This window comes from Erythrobacter sp. S57(2025), from assembly GCF_057365055.1.
In genome coordinates this window covers 2121997-2147061 of the sequence record NZ_CP200299.1, presented here as the reverse complement: position 1 = coordinate 2147061, position 25065 = coordinate 2121997, and the positions used below count along the sequence as shown (strand labels likewise).

At 56.9% G+C, this 25065-nt stretch carries 25 protein-coding genes and 1 tRNA gene; 12 read left to right on the top strand and 14 right to left on the bottom strand.

What is annotated here, in order from left to right; genetic code table 11:
- Positions 1-148: 148 nt before the first annotated feature.
- Positions 149-364: a (2Fe-2S)-binding protein gene (locus AC0V6N_RS10335; protein WP_486171474.1), complete on the top strand. Its 216-nt coding sequence runs from the start codon at positions 149-151 to the stop codon at positions 362-364.
- A 162-nt stretch (positions 365-526) separates the two neighbouring features.
- Positions 527-1009, top strand: coding sequence for a bacterioferritin (gene bfr / locus AC0V6N_RS10330; protein WP_486171473.1), 483 nt, complete (start codon positions 527-529; stop codon positions 1007-1009).
- 17 nt (positions 1010-1026) lie between these two features.
- Here bfr and AC0V6N_RS10325 read toward each other — a convergent pair whose 3' ends face one another.
- Genes AC0V6N_RS10325 through der form a run of 3 tightly spaced genes read right to left on the bottom strand, consistent with a single transcriptional unit; the run spans position 1027 to position 3726 of the window.
- On the bottom strand, positions 1027-1812 hold the full coding sequence (locus tag AC0V6N_RS10325; protein WP_486171472.1) for a hypothetical protein: 786 nt from the start codon (positions 1810-1812) through the stop codon (positions 1027-1029).
- Between the two features lie 10 nt (positions 1813-1822).
- Positions 1823-2299 (bottom strand): DUF2721 domain-containing protein, encoded by a 477-nt coding sequence (locus AC0V6N_RS10320; protein ID WP_486171471.1) that lies wholly within the window; start codon positions 2297-2299, stop codon positions 1823-1825.
- The gene (gene der, locus AC0V6N_RS10315; RefSeq protein ID WP_486171470.1) at positions 2299-3726 is read right to left on the bottom strand and encodes a ribosome biogenesis GTPase Der; all 1428 of its coding nucleotides are present in this window, start codon (positions 3724-3726) and stop codon (positions 2299-2301) included. The genes AC0V6N_RS10320 and der overlap by 1 nt, the downstream gene beginning before the upstream one ends.
- A 170-nt stretch (positions 3727-3896) precedes the next feature.
- Between der and AC0V6N_RS10310 the strand changes: the two genes are divergently transcribed.
- On the top strand, positions 3897-4490 hold the full coding sequence (locus tag AC0V6N_RS10310) for a CHAP domain-containing protein (RefSeq protein ID WP_486171469.1): 594 nt from the start codon (positions 3897-3899) through the stop codon (positions 4488-4490).
- 16 nt (positions 4491-4506) lie between these two features.
- Here the strand turns inward: AC0V6N_RS10310 and AC0V6N_RS10305 are convergent, their stop codons facing one another.
- Positions 4507-4794 (bottom strand): DUF3297 family protein, encoded by a 288-nt coding sequence (locus AC0V6N_RS10305; RefSeq protein WP_486171468.1) that lies wholly within the window; start codon positions 4792-4794, stop codon positions 4507-4509.
- 136 nt (positions 4795-4930) lie between these two features.
- Between AC0V6N_RS10305 and AC0V6N_RS10300 the strand changes: the two genes are divergently transcribed.
- From AC0V6N_RS10300 to AC0V6N_RS10290, 3 genes are all read left to right on the top strand, one after another.
- Positions 4931-5015 (top strand) — tRNA-Leu (locus AC0V6N_RS10300).
- A gap of 59 nt (positions 5016-5074) precedes the next feature.
- Positions 5075-6694, top strand: coding sequence for a trigger factor (tig, locus tag AC0V6N_RS10295; RefSeq protein ID WP_486171467.1), 1620 nt, complete (start codon positions 5075-5077; stop codon positions 6692-6694).
- 197 nt (positions 6695-6891) lie between these two features.
- The gene (locus AC0V6N_RS10290) at positions 6892-8646 is read left to right on the top strand and encodes a methyl-accepting chemotaxis protein (RefSeq protein WP_486171466.1); all 1755 of its coding nucleotides are present in this window, start codon (positions 6892-6894) and stop codon (positions 8644-8646) included.
- On the opposite strand, the gene AC0V6N_RS10285 is transcribed toward AC0V6N_RS10290, so the two are convergent.
- Complete coding sequence (locus AC0V6N_RS10285) at positions 8643-10184, bottom strand: amidase (RefSeq protein WP_486172468.1); 1542 nt, start codon at positions 10182-10184, stop codon at positions 8643-8645. The two genes, AC0V6N_RS10290 and AC0V6N_RS10285, sit on opposite strands and share 4 nt — an antisense overlap.
- A 167-nt stretch (positions 10185-10351) precedes the next feature.
- On the opposite strand from AC0V6N_RS10285, the gene AC0V6N_RS10280 reads away from it, so the two are divergent.
- The 3 genes from AC0V6N_RS10280 (at position 10352) to clpX (ending at position 13996) form a co-directional block, all read left to right on the top strand.
- The gene (locus AC0V6N_RS10280) at positions 10352-11743 is read left to right on the top strand and encodes an acyltransferase family protein (RefSeq protein ID WP_486171465.1); all 1392 of its coding nucleotides are present in this window, start codon (positions 10352-10354) and stop codon (positions 11741-11743) included.
- Between the two features lie 70 nt (positions 11744-11813).
- The gene (locus tag AC0V6N_RS10275) at positions 11814-12518 is read left to right on the top strand and encodes an ATP-dependent Clp protease proteolytic subunit (protein ID WP_486171464.1); all 705 of its coding nucleotides are present in this window, start codon (positions 11814-11816) and stop codon (positions 12516-12518) included.
- A 206-nt stretch (positions 12519-12724) separates the two neighbouring features.
- Entirely contained in the window at positions 12725-13996 is a 1272-nt protein-coding gene (gene clpX / locus AC0V6N_RS10270) for an ATP-dependent Clp protease ATP-binding subunit ClpX (protein ID WP_486171463.1), read from the top strand.
- Here the strand turns inward: clpX and AC0V6N_RS10265 are convergent.
- A complete protein-coding gene (locus tag AC0V6N_RS10265) occupies positions 13993-14706 on the bottom strand; it encodes a polysaccharide deacetylase family protein (protein WP_486171462.1) in 714 nt (237 codons plus the stop codon). The two genes, clpX and AC0V6N_RS10265, sit on opposite strands and share 4 nt — an antisense overlap.
- Positions 14707-14834: 128 nt before the next feature.
- On the opposite strand from AC0V6N_RS10265, the gene AC0V6N_RS10260 reads away from it, so the two are divergent.
- On the top strand, positions 14835-15527 hold the full coding sequence (locus AC0V6N_RS10260) for an aspartate/glutamate racemase family protein (protein ID WP_486171461.1): 693 nt from the start codon (positions 14835-14837) through the stop codon (positions 15525-15527).
- A 128-nt stretch (positions 15528-15655) separates the two neighbouring features.
- Here the strand turns inward: AC0V6N_RS10260 and AC0V6N_RS10255 are convergent, their stop codons facing one another.
- The 6 genes from AC0V6N_RS10255 to AC0V6N_RS10230 form a co-directional block, all read right to left on the bottom strand.
- On the bottom strand, positions 15656-16225 hold the full coding sequence (locus AC0V6N_RS10255; RefSeq protein WP_486171460.1) for a fasciclin domain-containing protein: 570 nt from the start codon (positions 16223-16225) through the stop codon (positions 15656-15658).
- 151 nt (positions 16226-16376) lie between these two features.
- Positions 16377-17159: an anti-sigma factor gene (locus tag AC0V6N_RS10250; RefSeq protein WP_486171459.1), complete on the bottom strand. Its 783-nt coding sequence runs from the start codon at positions 17157-17159 to the stop codon at positions 16377-16379.
- A complete protein-coding gene (locus AC0V6N_RS10245) occupies positions 17156-17746 on the bottom strand; it encodes a sigma-70 family RNA polymerase sigma factor (protein WP_486171458.1) in 591 nt (196 codons plus the stop codon). The genes AC0V6N_RS10250 and AC0V6N_RS10245 overlap by 4 nt, the downstream gene beginning before the upstream one ends.
- 131 nt (positions 17747-17877) lie before the next feature.
- Entirely contained in the window at positions 17878-18549 is a 672-nt protein-coding gene (gene mtgA / locus AC0V6N_RS10240; RefSeq protein ID WP_486171457.1) for a monofunctional biosynthetic peptidoglycan transglycosylase, read from the bottom strand.
- Positions 18550-18591: 42 nt separating this feature from the next.
- Positions 18592-19215 (bottom strand): class GN sortase, encoded by a 624-nt coding sequence (locus tag AC0V6N_RS10235; RefSeq protein WP_486171456.1) that lies wholly within the window; start codon positions 19213-19215, stop codon positions 18592-18594.
- Positions 19212-21506 carry a marine proteobacterial sortase target protein gene (locus AC0V6N_RS10230; RefSeq protein WP_486171455.1) on the bottom strand — a complete coding sequence of 765 codons (2295 nt, stop codon included), beginning with the start codon at positions 21504-21506 and terminating at the stop codon, positions 19212-19214. Before AC0V6N_RS10230 ends, AC0V6N_RS10235 begins: the two co-directional genes overlap by 4 nt.
- A gap of 180 nt (positions 21507-21686) precedes the next feature.
- Between AC0V6N_RS10230 and AC0V6N_RS10225 the strand changes: the two genes are divergently transcribed.
- Positions 21687-22415 (top strand): helix-turn-helix domain-containing protein, encoded by a 729-nt coding sequence (locus AC0V6N_RS10225; RefSeq protein ID WP_486171454.1) that lies wholly within the window; start codon positions 21687-21689, stop codon positions 22413-22415.
- A gap of 10 nt (positions 22416-22425) precedes the next feature.
- On the top strand, positions 22426-23052 hold the full coding sequence (locus AC0V6N_RS10220) for a hypothetical protein (protein WP_486171453.1): 627 nt from the start codon (positions 22426-22428) through the stop codon (positions 23050-23052).
- 4 nt (positions 23053-23056) lie between these two features.
- Here AC0V6N_RS10220 and rpoH read toward each other — a convergent pair whose 3' ends face one another.
- Positions 23057-23956 (bottom strand): RNA polymerase sigma factor RpoH, encoded by a 900-nt coding sequence (rpoH, locus tag AC0V6N_RS10215; protein ID WP_486171452.1) that lies wholly within the window; start codon positions 23954-23956, stop codon positions 23057-23059.
- A 134-nt stretch (positions 23957-24090) separates the two neighbouring features.
- On the bottom strand, positions 24091-25056 hold the full coding sequence (locus AC0V6N_RS10210) for an RluA family pseudouridine synthase (protein ID WP_486171451.1): 966 nt from the start codon (positions 25054-25056) through the stop codon (positions 24091-24093).
- Positions 25057-25065 lie beyond the last annotated feature (9 nt).

The following is a 25065-nucleotide window of genomic DNA, read 5'->3' as shown; positions in this document are numbered from 1 at the left end:
GGCGAGCACTTTAAAGACGGGTTTCGCGCGGGCAATCGGAAAGTTTCGCGAAAAATTGTGCGCTTTTGGTGTTGGGCGGACTTGCTATTGAGATTAATTCTCATATATTGCTTTTGCAATCGACTCGCAGGAGTAATTGGAAGCCGCTATGTATATCTGCATTTGCAACGCAATTCGTGAAACGGACCTGCGCGCCGCTGCGCTGACGTCGGGCGGCGATGCGGAGGCGACTTATGCGACTTTGGGCAAGCGCCCCAATTGCGGCCAATGCCTTGATAAAGCTCAAGACATTCTTGAACAGGAACGCGCGCTCATCGCCAGCCTCGATCCGCGGCATAAAGTTTGCGAAGAAGTCGCATTATAAACGCTTAACCCGCAACTGCGAGCGGATCGCAAATATCTGTTTTTATTAGAAAAAATTCTCTCCGCCCCTTGTCAGGCACGGGGCAGGTGACCTATCTAGTGGGTAACAGGCGCCAGCATATCGGCTTGGCCCCGCACCACCGTTTACAAAGGATAGATCACCATGAAGGGCGATCCCAAAACCATCGAATTCCTGAACAAGGCGCTCACAAACGAGCTGACCGCGATCAATCAATATTGGCTCCACTACCGCGTCCTTGACGATTGGGGTGTGACCAAGCTTGCCGCTTATGAGCGCAAGGAATCGATCGAGGAAATGGAGCATGCGGATAAGCTCGCAGCTCGCGTTTTGTTCTTGAATGGTCTCCCGAACTTCCAAGCGATCCACAATCTGCGCGTGGGTGAGACGGTCAAGGAAATCCTCGAAGCCGATATGAAGTTAGAGGAAGACGCGATCCCTCTGTTGCGCGATGCGGTTGAGCATTGCGAGAGCGTGCGTGATTATGTCAGCCGCGATCTATTCGCCTACATCCTCGACAATGAAGAAGAGCATGTCGACTTCCTCGAAACCCAGTTCGATATGATCGAGCGTATGGGTCTGGAAAACTACGTCCAACTGCAAAGCAAGGCTGCGGGCGAAGAGTAAGGCTTCGCTGCGGTCGTCTAGAACGACTGCAATTCGGGTAACGGCGCATTGGAGATCAGGCAAACGCTGTCCTCAGCGGGCTTGATCTCCAAACGTTCAGGCGCTCCGTTAAAGTTGGTGAATGGGCGACCCTCTGGCGTGAACACACGCGATCGGAAGGCACCGTCGCCAGTTTTGTAGACAACGGAGCAAAAATCGGTCCCGTTGAACACCCTAAGACCGTTGATCATCGTGGCGACGAATAACCACGCTTCTTCTGACCACTTTTCCTGCGGGCGATCGGTCACAAGGCTGATCCTGGATGGACCGGCTGTGCACAGCGCATTTTCACGCTGCTCCATGGGCGTAACGGTCTCGAACCAAAAGCCCGGCGCCAAGCCAAAGAGGTTATAGTCGTTTAGCGTGCCTTGTTCCGCTTGCTCCAGAACGTAACGGTCGTAGCCAGCAGGCAGCATTACGCCGCCCTCGTCGAATATCTGGATGCTCGCGGTCACGCCCTCCTCGTCATAGAGCACATGCGCGGTTTTACCGCCTTCTAGGTCATCTAGCAGTGCGACGATGTCCACACCCTGTTTGGACCAGTCTTCCTCGACTTCGCCAAGAGTGGCGAAACCGCGTTGCGCTTCGGCCATGACAATGGCACTGATTTCGTTCGCGTCAAAGACATCCTGAAGAGATTGGGCAAGGTCAGTGTCGACTTCGGCTTGCTCTACTGCCGGGCTGGTACCTGATGCGCCGATCAAACATGCGCCCGCAAGCAGCATCGCAACTGACCGAACCACGCCTTGCTTCATCTGCGACACTCCCAAAAGCCTATTGATCGATTGTCTTAGGTCCATCTGCTGCAAGCAGCGTCTCGCGGAGAAAATAGACAAGGCCGGTAATCAGCAGGCCAATGGTTGCGACCCATAGCACCGCCACGACCGTTCCGATCCGCGTCTCGATATAGGCAGACAGAAATAGCAGCGCGATGACGAGGCTGATGACCACGGCCGCGCCGGTTGAAAACTTGATCGCCATCCGCGCCAATACGCGCCGTGCACGCAGCCAGTTTAGCTCTCGCTTCACTTTGTCTGACACGTCTTCTTCGGCAATGTCGGCAAGACGCTCAATGCGCCCGGCGATCCAAATAACGCGGGCCATGATGACGTTCATGATCGAACCAATGCCGACCAGCAGGAAGGCAGGCGCGAGGCTTAATTGGAGAGCTTGAAGCACGCGCGGCGTATCAGCGGTGCGCTCCAATATCTCCATTGCGAAAGGCGGCGATGCGCTGAGCAGATCGAGCATTACGTCTTATCCGATCCGCCCGAATAATTGCCGCCTCCGCCTCTATTGGCGTTGTAGGGGTTTTTGGGGCTTTTCAGGACGACGCGCACGGGCACCGCTTCAAATCCCAATTTCGCGCGGATGCCGTTCACCAGATAACGTTCATAGCTTTTGGGTAGAGCCTCAAGCCGCGATCCAAACACCACAAAGCGCGGCGGGCGGGTGCCGGCCTGCGTGATGTAGCGCAATTTGATCCGGCGGCCTCCGGGGGCAGGCGGTGGATTGGCGTCCAGCGCATCATCAAACCAGCGGTTGAGCGCAGCTGTGGGCACACGTTTCGACCAGCTATCGCGCAGCTCAAACGCCGCAGACAGCATCGTATCAAGCCCCTTGCCGGTTTTGGCGGATACTGCGAACAATGGCACGCCGCGCACTTGGGCAAGGCCATCATGCAAAGCGGCTTTGATCCCGTTAAACAGCGAAGAGGCGTTTTCAGCCACGTCCCATTTGTTGATCGCAACCATCAATGCGCGGCCTTCTTCCAATGCCAGTGCTGCGATTTTCAAATCTTGATGCTCTAGGCCCTGTGTCGCATCGAGCAGCAACACCACGACCTCGGCAAAGTCGACCGCGCGGCGGGCATCGGCGACGGAGAGCTTTTCCAGCTTCTCTGTCACATTGCGCTTTTTGCGCATCCCAGCGGTGTCGATCAGGCGAATTTCGCGTGTCTCATTGACCTTGGGATCGTGCCACTCCCAGTCAATCGCGATCGAATCGCGAGTGATCCCGGCTTCAGGCCCGGTCAGCAGGCGATCTTCGCCCAGCAGCCGGTTGATAAGGGTCGATTTGCCCGCATTGGGACGGCCCACGATGGCGAGTTTGAGTGGGCCAAGCGGCGCGTCTTCCTCATCATCATATTCAATTGCCGCTTCGGCTTCGGCGGCGTCTGCTTTTTCGCCGATGATCGGCCACAGACCGCCAAACAAATCGGCAATCCCTTCGCCATGTTCTGCGGACACGGCCAAAGGCTCGCCAAAGCCCAGCGAGTAGGCTTCGAGCACGCCGCTTTCGCCCGCGGACCCTTCGGCTTTGTTGGCGACCAAGACGATCGGCACATCATGTTCGCGCAAATATCGCGCGATTTCATTGTCGAGCGGGGTCAGGCCAGCGCGTGCGTCAACGACGAACAGGGCCGCATCCGCGCCCTCAAGGCTGGCCTCAGTCTGCTTGCGCATCCGACCCGGCAAGGTGAGCTCATGCTCATCTTCCCACCCAGCGGTGTCGACGATGGTGAATTGCAGACCCGCAATCTCAGCGTCGCCCATGCGCCTGTCACGCGTGACGCCGGGCTGATCGTCAACCAGCGCGAGCTTTTTGCCGACGAGCCTGTTGAACAGGGTCGATTTGCCCACATTGGGGCGGCCGATAATGATGACTTGTGGTTTCATGGTGTGCCTTCGCCGCGCCAAGTGGCCCTTGTGGCTCAATTTAGCAAGCTTAGCCTTGGTTGGAGAGCGACAAGGCTGCTCGACAAGTCTGCCGCCGCGAAAGCCCCTAACCCGGTATTAACCCTTATTGCTTGGGTCGTATCAACCTTACCGCGGCATTAGGCATGCCCATGACTTACTGCCGTATCCCCTTGATCGTCGCAGCGTTCACCCTTGCTGCTTCTCCCGCCACAACAGCGCCGCTGGCTGCGCAAAACGCCAATTATCTGCCCAGTTATCTGCAATGCGTGCCCTATGCACGAGAGCTTTCGGGCGTGCAGATTTATGGCGATGCGCGCACGTGGTGGGATCAGGCACATGGCCGCTATTCGCGCGGGAACACTCCGCAAAAAGGCGCAGTGATGGTGTTTAAGCCGCATCGCAATATGCGCCTTGGTCATGTGGCTTACGTCAGCGAAGTCATCGATTCGCGCACGGTGCACCTGACGCATTCAAACTGGTCAGAGATCAACGGGCGCCGTGGTCAGATTGAACGCAACGTACCTGCAATTGACGTTTCGCCCAATAATGATTGGAGCGAAGTGCGCGTTTGGTATCACTCGATCCAGGCACCCGGTGGCACGCATTGGCCGCTGCATGGCTTCATTTATGCGCAAGGCAGCAGCGTGACCGCGCCTGTGATTGCACGAGGCACACCGGCTTCGCACCGCCCAGCGCGCGCGCATCCGTCGCGCGCATTCCAAAACGCGTTCGCTGGCTTTTAAAAGGGTGAAGGGCTGTTTAGCCCTTTTTCGCCACAGGTGGTTCGTCGCCCAGATCTTCAAACCAGGCTTCGACAGGGCCGTTCAGTTTGATGGTCAGCGGCTGACCCTTGCGGTCCACTGTCTTGCCCGCCTGTACGCGGACCCAACCTTCTGAAATCGAGTATTCTTCGATGTCAGTGCGCACCTTATCCTTAAACCGGATGCCGATGCCGCGTTGGAGGACCTCTGCATCAAATGCAGGGCTGCGCGGGTTCACCGAAAGGTGATCGGGGGGAACGTCGTTCGCTGATGTTTCTTCACTCATATCGCGCCCTTTAATCGCGCTGAACTCACAGAACAAGCGCGTATCGCTTGCCCTTTTGTCAGAGGCGCTCTACAGGCCTCCCACAATTCGCGCGGGACGGCTTACGGGCTGGCCCGCGCGGCTTCGTTCAGGGTTTGCGGGCGTGGCGAAATTGGTAGACGCGCCAGATTTAGGTTCTGGTATCGAGAGATGTGGGGGTTCGAGTCCCTTCGCCCGCACCATTTTGGCCCTGACGCAAGCGCAATCGAGATAAGATAAGAAGGCATCAGTAGTAACTCACATGCAAACCAAGCAGACCACCAACGAGGGCCTCAAGCGCGCCTATTCGATCACGATCACAGCAGCGGAAATCGCTGAGAAGGTCGATGCCGAGATCAAGAAGATCGCGCCGCAAGTGAAGATGCCGGGCTTTCGTCCGGGCAAGGTTCCTGCGAACCTCGTCAAGAAGATGCACGGTGACCAGCTTCACGCTCAAACGCTGAACGATACGATTCGCGAATCGGTCGATGGCCTGATCAAAAACGAAGATCTGCGCCCTGCGATGCAGCCAGCCATTGCGCTGGGTGAAGGCTACGAAGAAGGCAAGGACGCCGAAGTCACTGTTGAGCTTGAAGTGCTCCCCGTTATCGAAGCGCCAAGCACCGATGGCTTGAAACTCGAAAAGCTCACCGTGCCTGTCTCAGACGAGCAAATCGAAGAAGCGATCAGCGGCATTGCTGGCCAGAACAAGAGCTACAAGGATGCAGCCAAAACCAAGAAGGCGGCAGACGGCAATCAGCTGATCATCGACTTCTTGGGTAAACTTGACGGTGAACCCTTCGAAGGCGGCGCTGCAGAAGATGCGGCTCTCGTGATCGGTTCGGGCACGTTCATCCCTGGCTTTGAAGAGCAGCTCGTCGGCGCGAAGACCGGTGATGAGAAAACCATCACTGTGACCTTCCCCGAAGATTATCAGGCTGAACACCTCGCCGGTAAGGAAGCGACTTTCGACATCACGGTTAAGGCTGTGAAAGTCGAAACCGACACCAAGATCGACGATGATTTCGCCAAGCAACTGGGTCTCGACAGCCTCGATAAGCTGCAAGAAATCATGAAAGGTCAGCTCGAACAGCAGACCGCTGGCCTCACCCGTACGCAGATGAAGCGTTCGCTGCTTGATCAATTGGCAGCCGGTCATGATTTTGAAGTGCCATCACAAATGGTCGAAGCCGAGTTCGAACAGATCTGGGCGCAGCTTCAGCAGGAAGCGGCTAAGGAAGAAAATCCTGAGGATGCTCTCAAGCAGATCGAAGACGAGAAAGAAGACTATAAGGCCATCGCAGAACGCCGCGTGCGTTTGGGCCTGCTGCTTTCGGAAATTGGTCAGGCGAACGGCGTCGAAGTAACTGCACAAGAAATGCAGATGCTGGTGCAACAAGCTGCGCAGCAATATCGCGAAGAAGATCGCGAGCGTTTCATGCAGTATATCCAGCAAGAGCCAATGGCTGCTGCTCAACTGCGCGCGCCGCTTTACGAAGACAAGGTCGTCGACTTCCTGTTTGACAAGGCTGACGTCACTGAGCGTGAAGTGACCGTGGAGGAACTTCAGGCAGCGATCGAAGCGGACGAAGAAGCGGAAGCGGCCAAGGCCAAATCTGCTCCTAAGAAGAAGGCTCCTGCCAAAAAAACGCCAGCCAAGAAGCCAGCGGCCAAGAAGGCCCCGGCGAAGAAAGCTGATGCTGAGGCAAAGCCTGCCGCGAAGAAGGCGCCAGCCAAGAAGCCAGCAGCCAAGAAAGCTCCGGCGAAAAAGCCAGCGGCTAAACCTGCTGCTAAGCCAGCTGCGGCAAAGAAGGCTCCGGCCAAGAAGCCCGCAGCAAAGAAGCCGGCTGCCAAGAAAGCGCCTGCAAAAAAGGCTGACTAAAACCAAATTTGAGCAGGTTCGCCTGCTTTCATGAAAAGGGCCGCGTGTCGATTGACAGTGCGGCCCTTTTTCTTTGTCCAATTCAGGCTGGCACCACTAGGCATTCGTTAACCCTATTTGCCTAGGCACTACGTGTGACAACGTAAGTCAGGCTGGATCCGATGGGTCGTATCTCGCCTAAAGATGGGGAGTGTTTCGTGGGACCGTCAGAAGACAGGGACAGCTCGCGGCTAAGGAATTGGGATCAGTGGCTTCAAAAGGGCTCAATCCCTGATCAGGTTGGCAAGGTGTTCAACCTGTTCACCATTCTCGTCCTATTGCTGGGCGTCGTGGCAACGGCAGGTGCATTGCGCATGGAGCAGCGCTCTACTGTGCTTTCCGACCTTACTGAAACCGCTTTCCTGACCGCCGGCATGACGCGCAGTGTTGGTCTGGCGAAAGACGAAATGGGTGCATACCGCGCGCGCGGCTATGCGCCGGAGCTCATCGAACAATCAATCGAACATGCACGCGATGCTCTGGCCAAAAACCAAGAACTCCGTCTAGCAGCGGGCTCGGTTGATGAGGCCTATCTCCCGCGGATTGCTGCGATTGATGAAGGGCTCACCGGCATTGTGCGGATACTTGGCGAAGTGCGCGATGCGCCGCGCGATGTGGTTGAAGAAGAATCGTTTCTTGGGCCCCGCTATGACGCAATTGACGCGACCCTGATCCAAATCGGCGAATTGCGCGAAGACGTGTCTACGCGCGCAAAGGCAGAGAGTAGTGATGAGCTGTTTGAACTGCAGATCTTGATCGGTGCTTTGGTCGTATGTTTGCTGCTGTCACTTGTACTGGTGCATTTGGGTAAACGGCTGGTCGCAAGCCGGATCGTCAATCCGATTGCTGAGATCAGCACTGTCAGTGACCGAATTGCAGAAGGTGATAACACGCTGGAAATCCCGCATGCTGACCGCGACGATGAGATCGGGACTTTGGCCACCGCGCTCAGCGTGCTGCGCGAACAGCAGCAGGCCGCAACTGAGCGCACAGCGCTGGAACATGAGCGCGAAATGCAGCGCCAGCGCGAACGCGAAGAAGAGCGTGAAGCTGAACGTCAGGCGCAGCGTGATATGCTGCAATCGCTTGCCAACAAATTTGAACAGAGCGTGGGTGAGGTTGCCAGCGAAGTCGCCTCCGCCTCTGACTTGATGCACGCCGCCGCGTCCGAGCTTGCAGGCAGCGTCGATGGCTCCTCACAAACGGTGTCGCAGGCTAATGACAGGCTGAAACAAGCGTCCGCTGGCATAACCGGTGCGGCCACAGCGACAGACGAATTCGCACTTTCGATCAACGAAGTGAGCCGTCAGGCTTCTTTCTCATCTGAACGCGCGCGCAAAGCCTCTGACGCGGCCAGCAAAGCAGATCAGACGGTGACTGACCTCACCAGCTCGGCTGACAAGATCAGTTCGATCATCGAGGTGATTGCAGGGATCGCTCAGCGTACCAATCTGCTCGCGCTCAACGCTTCTATTGAGGCGGCGCGCGGCGGGGAAGCCGGGCGCGGCTTTGCCGTTGTGGCGAGCGAGGTCAAGGAATTGGCGATCCAGACCGGCCGCGCGACCGAAGAGGTCGAAACGCTGATCCGCGAAATGCAGGATGCGACCAGCGACAGCGCCGCCATGCTTGGATTGATCGCAGAAGAAGTGATCGCGCTGGAGACGACCGCCATGTCTATCGCCAGCTCGGTCGATCAGCAGTCGGTCGCAGGTCAGGATCTTGCCCGCAGCATTGATACTGCCGCCCAGAACACACAAACGGTGAGCGCAACGATTGATGATGTCAGCCGCGTGGTCGACGCATCAGGCGCGGCTGCGAGCGAAATGCTCTACAGCTCTGAAGGGCTGACCAAGCAGGCGAACAATCTACGCGAACAGGTAAGCGAGTTCCTGCAACAGGTCCGCGCGGCTTAATCCTCAGCACGCCAGCGGCGAAAACTCGGCTCTGGCAGTTCGGCGCTGCGAGCGCGTTCGTATGCGGCGCCCACTTTCAACACGTCGTGATCGGCCCATTTCTTGCCAAAGAAGCTAATGCCAACAGGCAAGCGCTCAACTGCGCCCATGGGGACGGTGAGGTGCGGGTAGCCTGCGATCGCTGCGGGTGATCCAAAACCGATGGAGCCGTTAAACTGGTCGCCCAGCACTAGGTCGCTCATCCAAGCAGGTCCGCGCGTTGGTGCGACGAGAAAGTCGACCTCATTATCAGCAAAGAGCACCTCGAGCGTTTCTTCGCCGGCAATCCGGATCGCATTTGCGCGAGCCTGTTCATAGGCGGCTCGGTCGTTGGTGACTTCGGCTTGTTGAAAAATTCCCTGATTGAACCAGCGCATTTCGGTGGAGGCGTTGGCTTCGTTAAAGGCGATCAGATCCGCGAGGCTGCGCGGGGTGTCGCCGTCTTCGAATTCAGGGATGGAGGCAAGATACTTGCCCATTTCCTCGCGCAATTCGAACAGCAGTACGGTGAAGCTGTCTTCCCAGATCGAAGAATCAATCTCAAATTCGATATCGACCAGCACCGCGCCTGCCGCTTCGAGATCGGCCAAAGACTGCTCGAACACTTCGCGCACCTGATCGTTTGAGCCGATTTGGCCGCGCATGACGCCAATCCGAGCGCCCTGCAGCGAATAGTCGCCAAGCCCGGCGGTATAGTCGCTCACGCGCGGCACATTGACGGTTGCCGCATCCGCTGCGTCTTCTCCGGCCATTGCGCTGAGCAATAATGCGGCGTCTGCGACGTTTTTCGTCATTGGCCCCGCTGTGTCCTGTGTCACGGAAATCGGCACCACATGGGTGCGACTGACTAGGCCAACGCTGGGCTTAAACCCGACGATCCCGTTGATGGATGCAGGGCATGTGATCGAGCCATTGGTCTCAGTGCCAATCGCCGCCCAAGCAAATCCCGCGGCAATCGCTGCGCCGCTGCCGGAGGAGGAACCGCAAGTGTTGCGGTCAATCGCATGCGGGTTGCGGGTGAGCCCTTCAACAGCGCTCCAACCACTGGTGGAATCGTTGCTGCGGATATTGGCCCATTCGGACAGGTTGGTCTTGCCAAGGATGACGCCGCCCGCTTCGCGGATATTGGCAATCAGCGGCGCATCGCGGCCCGTATTGTTCTGGGCAAGCGCAAGGCTGCCTGCGGTCGTTGGAAACTCGCGCGTTTCGATATTGTCTTTCACCAACACGCTGCGCCCACGAAGGATGCCAGTGGTGGCGAGCCGCCGGGCTTCAACTGGGGCCTCGACATTGTAGTCGATCACAGCGTTGAGTGTCGGACCATTGTCGTCAAGCGCCTGAATACGAAGGATATAGTCGGTCACGGCCATCGTCTCTGCGAAAGATGTATGCATATGCGGCTGGCTATCGTCAGCGGGTGCATCTTGAGCAAAGGCGAAGCTGCTCGCCAGTGTGGTTGAAGCAAGGGCGAGGGCGGCAAGTGCGATCTTTGTTTCCATCTCCGCATCCTGCGTCAGTTTGCGCGAAGATGGCAAGAGCGCTGCGCACATTAACCTTTTGAGGGCCCTTCGTCTCACATGCGGACTGGGTGGGTAGAGGCGATTGTGCACCGGCTCTTAACCGGTATCTGGCAGGAACGAAAAACCCCTTTTCGCGAGCTTTATTCATGGCGACCGCCACAACAGACATATCAGCAGCGCCATCTCAACCGGCCCCGCAAACAGCACCGGAAAAGCGCAAGCATTATCACGACATTGATGGTGCGCGTTCGGTTCTGATGTTCCTCTCGGTCGCGCTGCATGCTGGCACAGTCTACGCGCCGATGCGGCCTTGGATCACAGGTAATGAGGATCGCTTGGCGTTCTTTGATTGGCTGATCTTTGCGTTTCACTTGTTCGTAACGCCGACCTTCTTCTTTGTCGGTGGGTTTTTCGCCGTTCTGCTCCTGACGCGGCGCAATGTCGGTGATTTTCTGTGGAACCGCTTCCAACGCACCGCGATACCGCTGATCGTCATCGCGCTCACTTTCAACATGCTCGAACACTATTTACGCTGGGGTGATGCGGGCGGTGAGGGCTCGATTTTCGCATGGATCGGCAGTCCCGATTTCGTCGCGATTTGGGCCGATGGCACGTGGCAATTGCACCTGTGGTTCCTCGTCAGCCTGATCCCGATGTTTATCCTCGCCGCTATCGTGCAGGCCGTTCTGCCAAAGAATGCGGCCTTGCGCGGGCTTTCTGTGAAGCTGTCAGATGGCTTTGGGAAAATCGCGAGCGGCAGCCTGCCGTTCCTTTTCGTCCTGCTGTTTCTAGGCTTTGCCAACACTGCGAACTATTCCGCAGCAGCATTGGTGCCGGGCGGATATGATCTGATCTTCCCCGGCTTTCAAAGCTGGTACAAGCTGACGAGCGAGTTTCCGTTCTTTGTGATTGGCGTCATGGCGGCATTGTCGCCGCGATTGCTTTCTGCGCTGGTTGAGTGGCGTTGGTGGATGCCGATTGCGGCCTTTGCGGCCCTGCTGTTCCAGCCCTATCCAATGGCGGATCAGGGCTATATTCTGCCTTTCGTCCGCGACATGGCGGCCTCTGCTGGGATCGATCTGGGCGTCGACCGTACGTTCGCCGTGCGCCTCAGCCTGCTGTTTTTAAACCAGCTCGCGATCTGGACGCTGGTGCTGTTCATTCTGCAATTCTTTCATCGTTTCTTCAATGAGGGCGGCCCGCGCACCAGATGGCTCGCAGATTGTGCACTGTCGATGTATCTGTTCCACCATTGCTTTGTTTACATATACGGCCAGTGGTTTGTGGCGGTGGATTGGCCCGTTCTGGTGGAGTTTACACTGCTGACCTTGATGGCGGCGGTTACTGTCATCCTCATCCATGAATTGCTCGTGCGCCGCATCGCCCTTTTGCGCTTGCTCGCCAATGGTAAGACTGATGTTGAAGCTGTCAAAAAGCAGCCCGGCTTTTTCGAGGCATTCGACCTTTTGGGCTCTGGTAAACCGGCAAAGGGGCGAGCGGCAAAGCCATCGGGCGGCACACTTTCCCCAAAGGCGTAAAACTCCCCTCTTGAACTTCCGGGCATGGCGTCCGACATAGCTCTTTCAGACGGATAAGGACCTGCAACACATGATCGATCTGCTCGGCAAAAATGGCGAAACCTACGGCACACAAGGCCAATTCACCCGCGACCCACTAACCGGCGCGCTTGTGCCTATGGTGGTTGAGCAAACCAGCCGGGGTGAACGCAGCTTCGATATCTTCTCACGCTTGCTGCGCGAAAGGATCGTGTTTGTAACAGGCCAAGTCGAAGACGGCATGGCATCGCTGATCACAGCGCAATTGCTGTTCCTCGAAAGCGAAAACCCTTCAAAGCCGATCAGCATGTACATCAATTCACCCGGCGGTGTTGTGACAGCTGGCATGGCGATCCACGACACGATGCAATACATCAAACCGCGCGTGTCGACCGTGTGCATGGGACAAGCTGCATCCATGGGCAGTTTCCTGCTGGCCGCGGGTGAGCCGGGCATGCGCGTAGCGCTTCCCAATGCCCGTATCATGATCCACCAGCCATCAGGCGGTGCGCGCGGCATGGCGTCAGACATTGAGATTCAGGCGAAGGAAATCCTGCGCATCAAAAAGCGCATGAACGATCTTTACGTCAAATATACCGGTCAAAAGCTCAGCGTGATTGAAAAGGCGATGGATCGTGACACGTTCCTCGAAGCGGACGAAGCTAAGGAATTTGGTCTGGTCGACAAAGTCTTCGAAACGCGCCCCGAAGGCGAAGAGGGTGACACCGAAAAAGGATCGGGCGGCGCACCTGAATGATCGTTTAGGTAAGACTGGCTGACCGCTCCGAAACGGGACGCAAGGTCCGCCAGTCTGCCAAAAACCAGAGCCAGTGGTGCATGAAAAGCACTTAACTGGATGCAAATTGCCCTGCTGTGAGTTGATTTATCTGGCAGCGAGGATACACTTACCGAATCCTAAGAAGCGCGCATTATCGATAGCTTGGGATTCGAGGACACATAGGAATGACCAAATTGAGCGGATCTGACAGCAAAAGCACCCTGTATTGCAGCTTCTGTGGGAAGTCGCAGCACGAAGTGCGCAAGCTGATCGCTGGCCCTACCGTATTCATCTGTGATGAATGCGTTGAGCTGTGCAATGACATTATCCGCGAAGAAACCAAAGCTGGCATCGCTGGCAAGAAAGAAGGCGAAGTTCCAACGCCTTCGGAAATCTTCGCAACGCTCAATGATTACGTGATTGGCCAGAACTCGGCGAAGCGCAATCTCTCGGTTGCGGTCCACAACCATTACAAGCGGCTCAAGCACTCTAACAAAGCGGGTGACGTTGAACTGGCAAAATCGAACATCTTGCTGGTTGGTCCAACCGGCACGGGTAAGACGCTGCTTGCGCAAACACTGGCGCGTACATTCGATGTGCCATTCACTATGGCCGATGCAACCACTTTGACCGAAGCCGGCTATGTGGGTGAAGACGTTGAGAACATTATTCTGAAGCTGCTGCAAAGCTCGGACTACAATGTCGAAAAAGCACAGCACGGCATCGTTTACATTGACGAGATCGACAAAATCACCCGCAAGGCCGAAAACCCATCGATCACCCGCGACGTTTCGGGTGAGGGTGTGCAGCAAGCTCTGCTGAAGCTGATGGAAGGCACCACTGCCTCTGTTCCACCGCAGGGCGGTCGCAAGCATCCGCAGCAGGAATTCCTGCAAGTCGACACGACCAACATCCTGTTTATCTGCGGCGGCGCATTTGCCGGTCTAGATAAAATTATCGCGGACCGTCTGCAAAAACGCTCAATCGGTTTCGGCGCGCATGTTGCTGACCCTGACAAGCGCAAAGTGGGCGAATTGCTCGAAAAGAGCGAGCCTGAGGATCTACTGAAATTTGGTTTGATCCCTGAATTTGTTGGCCGTCTGCCTGTCATCGCGACGTTGCATGACCTTGATGTCGATGCGCTAGTGACGATCCTGCAAGAGCCGAAGAACGCTCTGGTTAAGCAATATGGGAAGCTCTTCGAGCTCGAAGATGTTGACCTGACCTTTACTGATGAAGCTCTCAAGGCCATCGCCGAGCGAGCCATCTTGCGCAAAACCGGCGCGCGTGGTTTGCGCTCTATCGTTGAGGCAATCCTGCTCGATACGATGTTTGACCTTCCCGATATGGAAGGCGTGAGTGAGATCGTGATCGATGAGGACGTCGTCGCAGGCAAGAAAGAGCCCGTCCGCGTGCACTCAAACGATGACGACGCGAAAAAGGAAGAGGCGGCTTAATCTGCTTCTTCGCGCAGCTCTAGCAGCTGCGAAACCGTCACAATCTGAAATCCTCGTTCTTTGAGGCCTTCAATCACTAATGGCAGCGCCCTGCGCGCCGTTCGGTTGTGGCGATACATGGGGTGCATGAGAATGATCGACCCAGGTTTTGTGCGCTTCACAATATCGGCGGCATAGTCTGCAGGTTCAGGGAACGTATTGGACCTGTCAGCGACGTCCCACATTATCGAAGTGTAGTCCGCGTCATCGACGACCATAGGCAAGCCAATAAGCCGTTTGCCAAAGGGTGGTCGTAATAGGGTCGTCTGCGATCCATAGGACTCCAACAAATCTTTGGTCCGGTTCACTTCATCCTGATAAAAGCTCTGGGATCGGAAGATGTTGCGTTTGTGGCTGTAGGTGTGGTTCCCCAGCTCATGGCCCGCATCCAGAATTCTTGTCGCCTGCTCCGGATAGCGCTCCATCCGATTGCCGATGAGGAAAAACGTCGCCTTAACGCCGTGCTCCTCTAGTACAGGTAACACCGCATCTACGCCTTGAGGGGTTGGGCCATCGTCAAAGGTGAGCGCTACGAGCTTTTGGTCAGTCTCAACCCGGCAAACGACATCACCGACCAGCTGCGAGCATTTGCTTTTTGAAAGGGCATGCACTCCGCCAGCCATCGCCAAAACGATGACAATTGCGATCAGCCAACGCCGTTTCTTAGTCATGCCCACCTCACAATTGGCCGATAAGGCGCTTTTGATGAGCGCGGAGTCAATGCTCAATCTCGAATTTGGTTGCAAGGGTAACTAAATTCGAGAAGATGCCCATCGTTGCATTGGGAGTGCCGGAAACGATGAAAACAATTGGCATTTTAGGTGGCATGAGCTGGGAGAGCTCGGCCCAATATTACGCCATGATCAATCGCGCCGTGCGTGCACAAAAAGGTGGTATCTCGTCTGCGCCGCTCCTGATGCACTCCTTCAACTTTGATGAGATCGCGCAATTGAAGCGCGAAGGCGAATGGGATCGACTGGGCGAAATGCTTGGGGTGGCGGCAGCTGGTCTTGAAAAGGCGGGAGCCGATATCATCCTGATCGCCACCAATACGATGCATCTGGTCGCGCCTGCCGTGGAGCAGCACATCACTTGCCCACTTCTTCATATCGCCGATCCGCTTGGCGGTGCGCTTGTAGCTGGCAAAGTCGAAACGGTAGGATTGCTCGCCACGCGGTTTACGATGGAGCAGCCCTTTTATGCAGAGCGGCTTGCCAAGCACGGCCTAAAGGTGGTGATCCCAGCAGAACAGGACCGTGCTGAGGTGCACCGGATTATTTTTGATGAATTGTGTGCTGGTGAAATTCGCGAAACCTCGCGTGCGACCTATTGCCGGATCATATCCGATTTGGAGGCGCGCGGCGCGCAGGCGATTGCGCTTGCTTGCACCGAAATTATGCTGCTGATCGAGCCATGTCACAGCTCGCTGCCGCTGTTTGATACGACCAGCCTGCATTGCGATGCTGCGGTGGAAATCGCGCTGGGCGCATAAACAACGACTTGCTCAGACAAAGAAAAACCCCGCCCGGACTTTGGAGGAAGTCCGAGCGGGGCGGTGTGCAACGCACTCCCAAAAGTGGGAGGGGAACGGCGGGAGGGCGTGCTATTTCAAGCTACGGATCAACCGGGAAGAAAGACGCCGTCAGTGACGTGAATAATTCCGTTTGAGGTGCTGACATCAGCTGTTGTCACGGCGGTTGCGCGGCCAGCTGCATCGGTGATGATGATGTTGTCGCCCGATAGACGCGCGGTCAGTTTCTCACCGGAGACCGTTGTGATTGAAGCTTCGCCGCCATGGCGTTCGATCAAATTCACAAGCTGGCCGGAGGTCACGCGGCCTGGCACCACATGATAGGTCAGGATGTTAGTGAGCGTGCCTTTGTTCTCAGGCTTTACCAATGTGGCAACGGTGCCATCAGGCAGCTTGGCAAAAGCGGTATCGGTCGGCGCGAATACAGTAAGCTCAGTCGAGCCTGACAGTGTATCCACTAGGCCAGCGGCCTGAACAGCGGCAACCAGAGTGGTGTGCACGCCGGTGCTTACAGCGGTTTGGACGAGGTTGGGCGATTGAGCGGCTTGGCTGGTGCGCTCATGCGCGATTGCAGGGGCATTGGCGCTTGCCATCATGGTGCCAGTAGCGGCCACAGCGGCGATCAGAGCGGTCTTAAGAGTTTTAGTAGGGATAGGCATTTTGGGATCTCCTTATGTAAGGCAAGCCCTCCCGATCTTGCGCAGAAGCTACGCATTCTTTCCGAACGTGGATGCATCCATGCGAAAGTTTTTTCGAAAATTGCAGAAAAGCGCTTTGAGGCGGTCTTGGCCTGCGTTCAAGCGATGGCGCTTAAACGGTCGAAAACGCGCCTTCAGCCACAACTGGACCTGCGTCAACGCCCTCTGGCTTACCGCCAATGGGTTCACGCGTGAGCACTAGATTGACCCCGTCGCCCAGATTGCGAGTGATCTCGTCAGAAAGCTCCATTGAGAGCACTTGACCCGGAGCAACAACGCCCAGCGATTGCAAATCACCGCCATCAGCCGGAACCAGCCACAATTCGTGGTCGTGCACGCCGTCAGCGGTAAGGCCAATCGCGCCGATCAGCATTTGGTCGCTTTCAGGAACATAGGTCACATCAAGCCGCAAACCCGTGTCGCCGATCGGAACCTGCGCATAGAGCGGGTCGGCGGCGGCAATGAGAGGTGCCTCTGTCGCTCCCGGTGTCGGAGCAGGGCCGGTGCCGGGTGAGAAGACCATGATGGCGACCATCAAGGCAGCAGCTGCGGACGTTAAACCGGCGGTCCACTGCCAGCGTCGCAAGCGAGCCGTTAGGTCAACGACATTGTCGCCTGTTGCCGCTGCTGCAACGGGCGCGCCATTTACCTCAGCGCTAATCCGATCCCAAACATCCGAACTCGGCTCCATGCCAGAAACTTCATCTGTCCAAGGGGCGAACCAATTATCCCACCATTCCTTGCGCGCTGCGAAGTCTTTGTTGCCAGCGACTTTGCCACGCGCACCGAGCAATTCTTCGCCTTCAAGCAGGCCGAGCGCATATTCGGCTGCGATCATCGGATCGTCGCGTTTTGGCTCAGGTGATTGAGGTGTGGTCATGTCTTTATCGCTCATGACGCCACCTCGCTTGCCTCTAGGCAATGGCGAAGCTTTTGCAGGCCCCGGCGTATCCAGCTCTTCATAGTGCCCAGCGGCACATCTGCTGCTTCGGCAAGTTGAGCGTAGGTATAGCCTTCAAAAAATGCGGAACGGATATGGTTGGCGGTGTTGTCGTCCAACGTTTTGATACAGGTATGGATCTGGGCTGATTGCTCCGCATCAACCAACAAGGAATCTGCCAAAGGGGCCTCATCAGGAAGTGGATTTGCCTCTTCAACCGGCACAGCGCCGCCGCGCACTTTGCCCGTGCGAAGACGATCGACCGCACGGTTACGCGCAAAGGTAGCCAGCCACGAGATAGGGCTCGCCCGCTCTGGGTCGTATCGGTCGGCACGTTGCCAAAGATTGACATAGACGTCTTGCAAAGCGTCCTCAGCTTCCTTTCTATCACCCAAGATACGGAAGCAGATGCCAAAGAGTTTCACGCGGGTTGCCGCATAAATTTCCTCAAGCGCGGCGCTGTCGCCATCGGCAAGGCGCACCATTGCCGCGCGCAGTTGTTCGCGCGCTATGCTCGCAGGATCGTTCGAAGCGTCGGCCATCAATTGTGGCTCGCCAGCAAAATTGGTCGCGCTACGCGGTAGGTGTGCAAGGCCGTGTTCCCCATGGGTCTGTCAAATGCGCTTGTCGCACTATCTCGTCAATCCTTGCACATACTGCAAGCCTTACGGCCCTATTCGTACACGCAATCATCAAGCCCATCGCGTTGGACGATAGCAATGCGGCGCTCGATTGAATTACCATGGCGGGCAAGCCAGCCGCTGGGGCTGCGCACGGCGCGCTCTTTGGGAAGGGGAAGCGCGGCTGCCATTCGGCTGGCCTCATCCGGCGTCAGGCGCGCGGCGCTTTTGCCAAAATAACGCTGAGCGCCCGCTTCTGCGCCATAGGTGCCGATGCCCGTTTCCGCGACATTGAGGTAGACCTCGATGATCCGCTCTTTGCCCCAGACATTTTCAATCCAGAAGGTGAACCAGGCCTCTAACCCTTTGCGGAAATAGCCGCCCCCTTGCCACAGAAACACGTTCTTCGCTGTTTGCTGGCTGATCGTGGAGCCGCCCCGGATGCGCCCGCCATTGCGATTGTCTTCGTACGCTTTTTGGATGGCTTCGGTGTCAAAGCCAGAGTGTTCGCAAAACTTGGAATCCTCTGCCGCAATGACGGCGGCGACTAGGTTGGGGTCGATATTGTCTAGGCTTTCCCAATCCTTTGTAATGCCATTTTCGTCCATCACCATGGTCGCAGTGACAGGGATAGGAAGCCATTTGAAAAGGATCACAAGGATCAGGCTGAGGCCAATGAACCACAGGATGATCTTGGCAAGAATGCGGGCAAGCTTGAGGGCCATTTGCGGGAATTAGGCACGTCATGATTGCTCTGCAATGACTACTTACACGTCAAGGCGTTTTGCCCAGGCGATGCGGCGTAGGGGGCCGGGTGTGTCCGTATCAAATGGATAGCATGTAGTGAGCGCCAGTAGCCCCTCACCGCCAGCGCTGGGCACGCCAAACTCATCCCAGCGGACCGTTTCGAAATGAGTAACACGGAAATTGGCGGTGCTGCCGTCAATGCGTTGCATTGTGATTGCATCTCCGACTTTCAAATCCTGCACAAACTCAAAATGCGTGTCGCGATGCGCGGCGAGCACGGTGACACGGCTGGCAGGATTATCGAGCAATATTGTCGGCCCAAATGCCATCGCCTCTCCCGATCCGCCGGACAGAACCACTTCGCTAACCTCCAGCCGCGGCGCTGAAACACGCGCGACCGCTGCTGTATCAGCCCAGCTCCATGGTTTGACTGAGTGCCCTTGTTCAAGGCTTTGATCAAAGGCGCGATTGAGCATGACCTGCGCAACCTGAGCTTTGACCGGGATATAAAGCGCCTGCGCGATCAAACCCGCACCGACCAGCAAAAGGCTTGCAATAAAGGCCAGCGGGAGGGCGCGCCCGATCTCTCCTTTCCACGCGGCGCGCCCCTTAGCTGGTTGAATGGCGAGAGCAGTTGGCATCATGCGGCCACCGGCTGAAGGCAGGCGCGGGCGGTGCCTTTGCCAAGCTGCTCTCGCCGCCACCACATCGCACCAGCACTGCCGAACAGGAGAAGCAGGAGGCCAAGGGCGAGGGTGAGTTTGTACCCGGTTGAGGTGTTGGGCAGCTCCAGACGCTGGCGCTGCTTTTCACTTTCGCGCATCGCCAGATCGCGTGATCCAGCCGGGTTTTGCCCGCCAAACAGATGGTCAAAATCCCACCCGGCCGGCAGCAGCAATGGCAGCTCTTCGCGGGTAAGAGTTGCCCCGTCTGGGCGGCTGGGTGTGTCATCGACCGCGATCAGGCTGGTGCGGCTGGTGACAAGGTGGAAGTTCATCCCTAGCTCCTCAATCGAAGTGTCCGCGCGCTCATGCGTCGTCTGGCCGGACCAGCGCTCTGCCTCAATGTCGGCGATGCGGCGATAGGCCCACAATTTGGCGACCACATCGCTGGATCGCCCCTCGCTAAGGTCAACGCTGCGGCTCCAGCGCCTGCCTTCGATCAGTCCGCTAACGGTAAGCGTGCCCGCCATGTGCCGCGTGCGGCCCAGCAGAACCAGCGGCTCACCTGCATAAAGGTCAGGCAATACGCGCGGGGCAAAATCGATATTCCCGCCATCAACGCTGGCCGTAAGGTTGGTGACCACCGGCTTTGCAAGACGATCAAGCAGGCGCTCCATCTGGCTTTCTGCCTCTGATCCAAGGCCGACATGGGTGAAGGTCCCGCGTCCCGCCTCTGCCATACGCCGCATCAGGTAGTTGTTGGGCGCAGAGCCAATGCCGACCATAAAGATACGGCTGTATCCGTTACGCTGTTTGATCTCCTCCATCATCTCGGCTTCGTTTGAGAGCGAACCATCGGTGAGGAAGATGACCTGGCGGACCTTCACATCGCTTGGTTCTGAACCCACTGGTGGTGCTGGCGCCTCATCTCGCAGCGCAGCACGCAGAGCTGGAAGCATTTCGGTGCCGCCTTCCGCCTCAAGGCTGTGCGTGAAGTTTTTGGCCTGCTCTAGGTTGCTGGCGCTGGCTGATACCGCACCTGGAAACAACTCGGTCATCGTGTCGTCAAAACGGATGATGTTAAAGCTGTCCTGTGGGCGCAAAGTGTCGAGCGCGTAGAGCAAGCTGCGACGGGCCGCAGGCATGCTTTCGCCCGCCATTGAGCCCGAATTGTCGATCACGAAAATCATCTCGCGCGGTGGAGCCTCGCCAATCCGTTCGGTTGCTGGCGGAGTGATCGTCGCCATCACATAGTCGAGATTGCCGTGAGACTGCTTGAACAGACCAAGGCTGGGCGCATTGCCCGCTGCGCTCCACCGCAGTTCGAAATCGCGGTTTGCTGGTACTGCTCCATCGGCGAGCGTGATTGTGCGGGTTTCCCCTTCGCCTGCGACATTGACCGCGTGATAGGGGCTGGAAATCGCATCGGCAGTGAAGCCCGGATCGAGATTGACGGTGATCGAAACTGGGTTCAACCCGCTGCCAGCCCGTGCAACCATCTCAGGGTCAGCAGTTGGCGCAAGCAGGTTGGAAGAACCAGCGAGTGAAGCTGCGCGGCTTAGCGAGCCATCGGTGTTGGCGCTGCCTGCAATGTAACGAGGGCCCACTACCAGCGGCATTCTAAGTGAATAGTCGCCTGCTACCTGTTGGATGGGTGCCTGAAACTCGATCTGCACGAGCACCGTCTCTCCGGGGCCGACATTGGCGATGGAATTGCGGAACATGTTGGGGCGGTGCTGCTCGACCAGCCCTGCTTTCTGGCCGTTCTCTTTGGCCTCCTCATAGATTTGCTGGGCTTCTTCCTTGGGCTTGATCCGGCCTTCGATGATTCGGTCACCCACCACCATCTTCAGCGTGTCGACCGCGCCATTTTCTGGCAGAGGATAAAGATAGGTCGCTTCCATCCATTCATCTGATGTGTTGCGGAACGCCTGCGTCACGGTGACACGCGCGGTCTGCCCATCGACATCAGCGACGATATCAGTGCCCAGCCGTACCGCGGGCGCTTGCACCGCAACGCCGCCGGGTTCTTCGGCGCTTCCGCGTAGAACAAGCCCACCTTCGCCGTTTGAGAAATTTGCAGGGGCGGTGCGGCTGCCGCGATCCATCGCAGCAATCGCTTCATTGGCAGCGCGCGGTGACGTGTTGGCAGTGGCCGGTGAGACAAGGGTTGTGGCAGCCAAAGTGGCAACCGCAACCACGCCCATAATCAGGACCATCGTCATCGCATCGCGGTCTAACGCTTCATCCAATCTTCGCACAATTCGTCGCATGTCAGCCTCCATTCATCGTATGAGATTTAGCCCGTAAGCTGTGAATGGCCGGACGCGCCATCGCCAAAACCGTCCGATTTCCGCCATCTTGGCGGACGGGGTGGAGCTGAAGTGAGAATTTGTCCGGGTTTGTCCGGATTAGTGCAAGACTGGGAGGTGTGAATGGGGTATTGGGGCACGATGAGCGAATTTGATCAGGCCCAGGTGGCGTTTCGATTGCGCGAGGAAATTGCGCGCCAACGGCTGAGCCGAGCAGGGTTGGCCGATGCGGCGCGGCTTTCGGTTTCGACTTTGGAAAAGGCGCTTTCAGGGCGGCGCCCATTCACCCTGGCAACGATTGTGCGGTTGGAAGAGGCGCTGGGCGCAACCTTGCGTGATGATGTGATGCCAGAACCCGCAGGCCCAGCTTTGGCACCCGCTGAGATGGGCTCTTACGCGCGCCCTGCAGTACAGTGGATCGAGGGAGAATATCTAACTTTGCGAGCGAGCTTCGGCGAGGAAGGCGCGGTTTACGCCTATCGAACCGATATCCGCTGGAGCGCGGCAAAGGGTCATCTGGTTTTTGCCGAAAGCGACCGCCTGGACGCGACCTTTCAGCAAGCGGGCTTTGTCTCCATGCCGCATCTGTCCGGCCATACCTACTTAATGACCAGCGAGGCGGGCCAATACCGTATGATCATGCTGGGTAGGGCAACCCGTGAGCAGCGCATGTTCGGCCTGCTTTCCACCTTACAAGTGGGCCAAGGCTCGCAATTGGTGCCGGTTTCGTGCCCGGTGGCGCTTGTGCCGATGGATCAAATCGCGCAGCCGGTGTTTGGTCTAGTACGCGAGGGAGAAGCACGTTCGGCGGAGTATCGCGAAGTGCTCGAAACCGCGACACGCGATGATTTTTGCCGGCTTCGGAGCTAGGCCAACTCCCATGATTATCGTCATTGAGGGGATCAGCGCTGCGGGCAAGACCACCTATGCGCGGCAGTTCGGGACCGAACATCATGTGCCCGAGTTTCCCGAACTCGGCACTCCGCCTGGCAGTTCTGACCCGGCAGAAGTGCACGCCGCCTACTGGATTGAGCACAATGTCAGACGCTTTCAGGCCGCGCTTGAGGTCGAGGCGAAGCATGGTTTCGCGATCTGTGATACCGAGCCTTTCAAGTCGCATTTTGATTGGTGCATGGCGCGCGCAGGGTTCAAGTCGTTCGATGTGTTTAACGCGGCGGTGCCGCTGGCGCGCAAGGCAATCGAAGACCGCAGGATCGGATTTGGCGATCGCTACTATGTGAAGCGGATCGCTCCGCAAGTGGCGCGCGCACAAAAGGAGGGCGATGCCACGCGGTCGAGGCGTAACTTTGATATGCACCTGGCTCTGCAACCGCATTTAATGGACTGGTTCGAAACCCTTTCGGCAGCGCTGCCTGACAGGGTCGAGTTCGCCTTCCCTGATAAAGACGTGCTTTTGGCTGATCTCAAAAGCAAAACGCCGGAGGAGAACCCCCGGCGTTTCGATGTTTCAGTTTTGGACGCGCTGGTCGACGCGTTACCTGATTAGCGGTTTACGCCATTCCAGGCAGCAGCTTCTCACCCGCGATCCGCTGCATTGCTTTTTGCAGCTTTTCAAACGCGCGCACTTCGATCTGGCGGATGCGTTCGCGCGACACATCGTAAACCTGTGAGAGCTCTTCGAGTGTCTGCGGTTTTTCCGTCAGGCGCCGTTCGGTCAAAATGTGCTGTTCACGCTCATTAAGGGCGTCCATCGCCTCAACCAGCATTTCGTGGCGCACTTCACCTTCTTGCGCATCGGCTACCGTCTCATCCTGCAAAGGACGATCATCGGTCAGCCAATCCTGCCATTCACCGGCGCCCTCTTCACCGCCACGCATCGGCGTGTTGAGCGAGCCATCGCCGCCCATCATCATCCGGCGGTTCATGTTGACGACTTCTTGCTCCGGAACGCCCAGATCGGTTGCGATCTTGGTAACGTCATCGGGGTGCAGATCGCTGTCCTCGTAGGCCTCAAGCTGCTTTTTCATCCGGCGAAGGTTGAAAAACAGCTTTTTCTGAGCAGCCGTGGTGCCCATTTTGACAAGGCTCCATGAGCGCAGGATGTATTCCTGAATGCTCGCTTTGATCCACCACATTGCGTAAGTCGCAAGGCGGAAACCACGGTCGGCTTCGAATTTTTTGACGCCCTGCATCAGGCCGACATTACCCTCTGAGATTAAGTCAGAAACGGGCAGGCCATAGCCGCGATAACCCATCGCGATCTTCGCAACGAGACGCAGGTGGCTTGATACCAATTGCGAGGCTGCTTCAGGGTCTTCGTGCTCTTCATAACGTTTGGCGAGCATGTATTCCTGCTCAGCCGTCAGCACGGGATATTTCTTGATTTCCGACAGATAGCGATTGAGGCTCTGCTCACCGCTGAGTGCGGGTACTGATGTTGCTTTGGTCACGTAATTGCCAACCTTTCTAGTGTCGACCGCTAATCAACGGACCCCTGATGGGCATCCGAAGCTTTTGGGCCACGGGGTTCATTTAGGGTGTGTCACTACCTTATACGAGAGGAAAACGCATTTTGTTGCGCCCTTCATCGATTAAAACGTCCAAGTTCGTCGATTAGTTCCTGCATATCGTCCGGTAAATCGGCGCTAAACCTTAAAAATTGCTGTGAAATTGGGTGTAGGAAACCCAATTCTGCTGCATGCAGAGCTTGTCGCGCAAATTGACGCTCGTTCAACAGCGATTTCAGAGGTTTGGGCGTTTTACCGTAGACTTGATCTCCTAATAGCGCATGGCCGATTGACGCGCAGTGAACGCGCACCTGGTGGGTTCGACCGGTTTCGAGGCGGCATTCTATAAGCGCGCTTGAATTGAGTCGATTTAGGACCTTGTAATGGGTGATGGCGTGTTTCCCGCGTGAGGAATTCTTGTCCAGCACGGCCATTTTCTTTCGATTGACGTCCGAACGCCCGATTCGCTCGTCAATTGTGCCTTCGGCGGGGCTTGGATGACCGCCACATAAGGCAAGATATCGGCGGTGGACCGAATGCTCGGCAAATTGCGCAGCGAGCCCTTCATGGGCTGCGTCGGATTTTGCGACGACAAGCAGTCCCGACGTGTCTTTATCAATGCGGTGGACGATGCCGGGCCGCGCGACCCCGCCGATGCCAGAGAGGGAACCCCTCCCATTATTTGCGCAATGATGCAGCAGCGCATTGACCAAAGTGCCATCGCGATTGCCGGCGGCAGGGTGGACGACCATGCCAGCGGGTTTGTTGACGACGATGAGGTGCTCATCCTCAAACGCGATATTGAGCGGAATGTCTTCGGGTTGTGCTTCCGCTTCGATTGCAGCAGGCACGGTTATACTGAAATGCTGTCCTGCAGCGACTTTGGCAGAGGGCGAAGAGGCCGCTTTGCCGCCCACTTCAACCATGCCGTCTGCTAGCAATGCCTGCACTCGCGCGCGCGACAAATCGGTGGCATCAGCCAGCGCTTTATCGAGCCTCGCGGGTTCCGCGATAGTTCCAGAGATGATTTTGCCCTCAGACATGGCTAAGGC

Bases quoted from the DNA above. Each gene is read 5' to 3' on its own strand.
- AC0V6N_RS10335 (WP_486171474.1), top strand. From the start codon at position 149: ATGTATATCTGCATTTGCAACGCAATTCGTGAAACGGACCTGCGCGCC.
- bfr (WP_486171473.1), top strand. From the start codon at position 527: ATGAAGGGCGATCCCAAAACCATCGAATTCCTGAACAAGGCGCTCACA.
- AC0V6N_RS10320 (WP_486171471.1), bottom strand. From the start codon at position 2,299: ATGCTCGATCTGCTCAGCGCATCGCCGCCTTTCGCAATGGAGATATTG.
- der (WP_486171470.1), bottom strand. From the start codon at position 3,726: ATGAAACCACAAGTCATCATTATCGGCCGCCCCAATGTGGGCAAATCG.
- AC0V6N_RS10310 (WP_486171469.1), top strand. From the start codon at position 3,897: ATGACTTACTGCCGTATCCCCTTGATCGTCGCAGCGTTCACCCTTGCT.
- AC0V6N_RS10305 (WP_486171468.1), bottom strand. From the start codon at position 4,794: ATGAGTGAAGAAACATCAGCGAACGACGTTCCCCCCGATCACCTTTCG.
- tig (WP_486171467.1), top strand. From the start codon at position 5,075: ATGCAAACCAAGCAGACCACCAACGAGGGCCTCAAGCGCGCCTATTCG.
- AC0V6N_RS10285 (WP_486172468.1), bottom strand. From the start codon at position 10,184: ATGGAAACAAAGATCGCACTTGCCGCCCTCGCCCTTGCTTCAACCACA.
- AC0V6N_RS10280 (WP_486171465.1), top strand. From the start codon at position 10,352: ATGGCGACCGCCACAACAGACATATCAGCAGCGCCATCTCAACCGGCC.
- AC0V6N_RS10275 (WP_486171464.1), top strand. From the start codon at position 11,814: ATGATCGATCTGCTCGGCAAAAATGGCGAAACCTACGGCACACAAGGC.
- clpX (WP_486171463.1), top strand. From the start codon at position 12,725: ATGACCAAATTGAGCGGATCTGACAGCAAAAGCACCCTGTATTGCAGC.
- AC0V6N_RS10265 (WP_486171462.1), bottom strand. From the start codon at position 14,706: ATGACTAAGAAACGGCGTTGGCTGATCGCAATTGTCATCGTTTTGGCG.
- AC0V6N_RS10260 (WP_486171461.1), top strand. From the start codon at position 14,835: ATGAAAACAATTGGCATTTTAGGTGGCATGAGCTGGGAGAGCTCGGCC.
- AC0V6N_RS10255 (WP_486171460.1), bottom strand. From the start codon at position 16,225: ATGCCTATCCCTACTAAAACTCTTAAGACCGCTCTGATCGCCGCTGTG.
- AC0V6N_RS10250 (WP_486171459.1), bottom strand. From the start codon at position 17,159: ATGAGCGATAAAGACATGACCACACCTCAATCACCTGAGCCAAAACGC.
- AC0V6N_RS10245 (WP_486171458.1), bottom strand. From the start codon at position 17,746: ATGGCCGACGCTTCGAACGATCCTGCGAGCATAGCGCGCGAACAACTG.
- mtgA (WP_486171457.1), bottom strand. From the start codon at position 18,549: ATGGCCCTCAAGCTTGCCCGCATTCTTGCCAAGATCATCCTGTGGTTC.
- AC0V6N_RS10235 (WP_486171456.1), bottom strand. From the start codon at position 19,215: ATGATGCCAACTGCTCTCGCCATTCAACCAGCTAAGGGGCGCGCCGCG.
- AC0V6N_RS10230 (WP_486171455.1), bottom strand. From the start codon at position 21,506: ATGCGACGAATTGTGCGAAGATTGGATGAAGCGTTAGACCGCGATGCG.
- AC0V6N_RS10225 (WP_486171454.1), top strand. From the start codon at position 21,687: ATGAGCGAATTTGATCAGGCCCAGGTGGCGTTTCGATTGCGCGAGGAA.
- AC0V6N_RS10220 (WP_486171453.1), top strand. From the start codon at position 22,426: ATGATTATCGTCATTGAGGGGATCAGCGCTGCGGGCAAGACCACCTAT.
- AC0V6N_RS10210 (WP_486171451.1), bottom strand. From the start codon at position 25,056: ATGTCTGAGGGCAAAATCATCTCTGGAACTATCGCGGAACCCGCGAGG.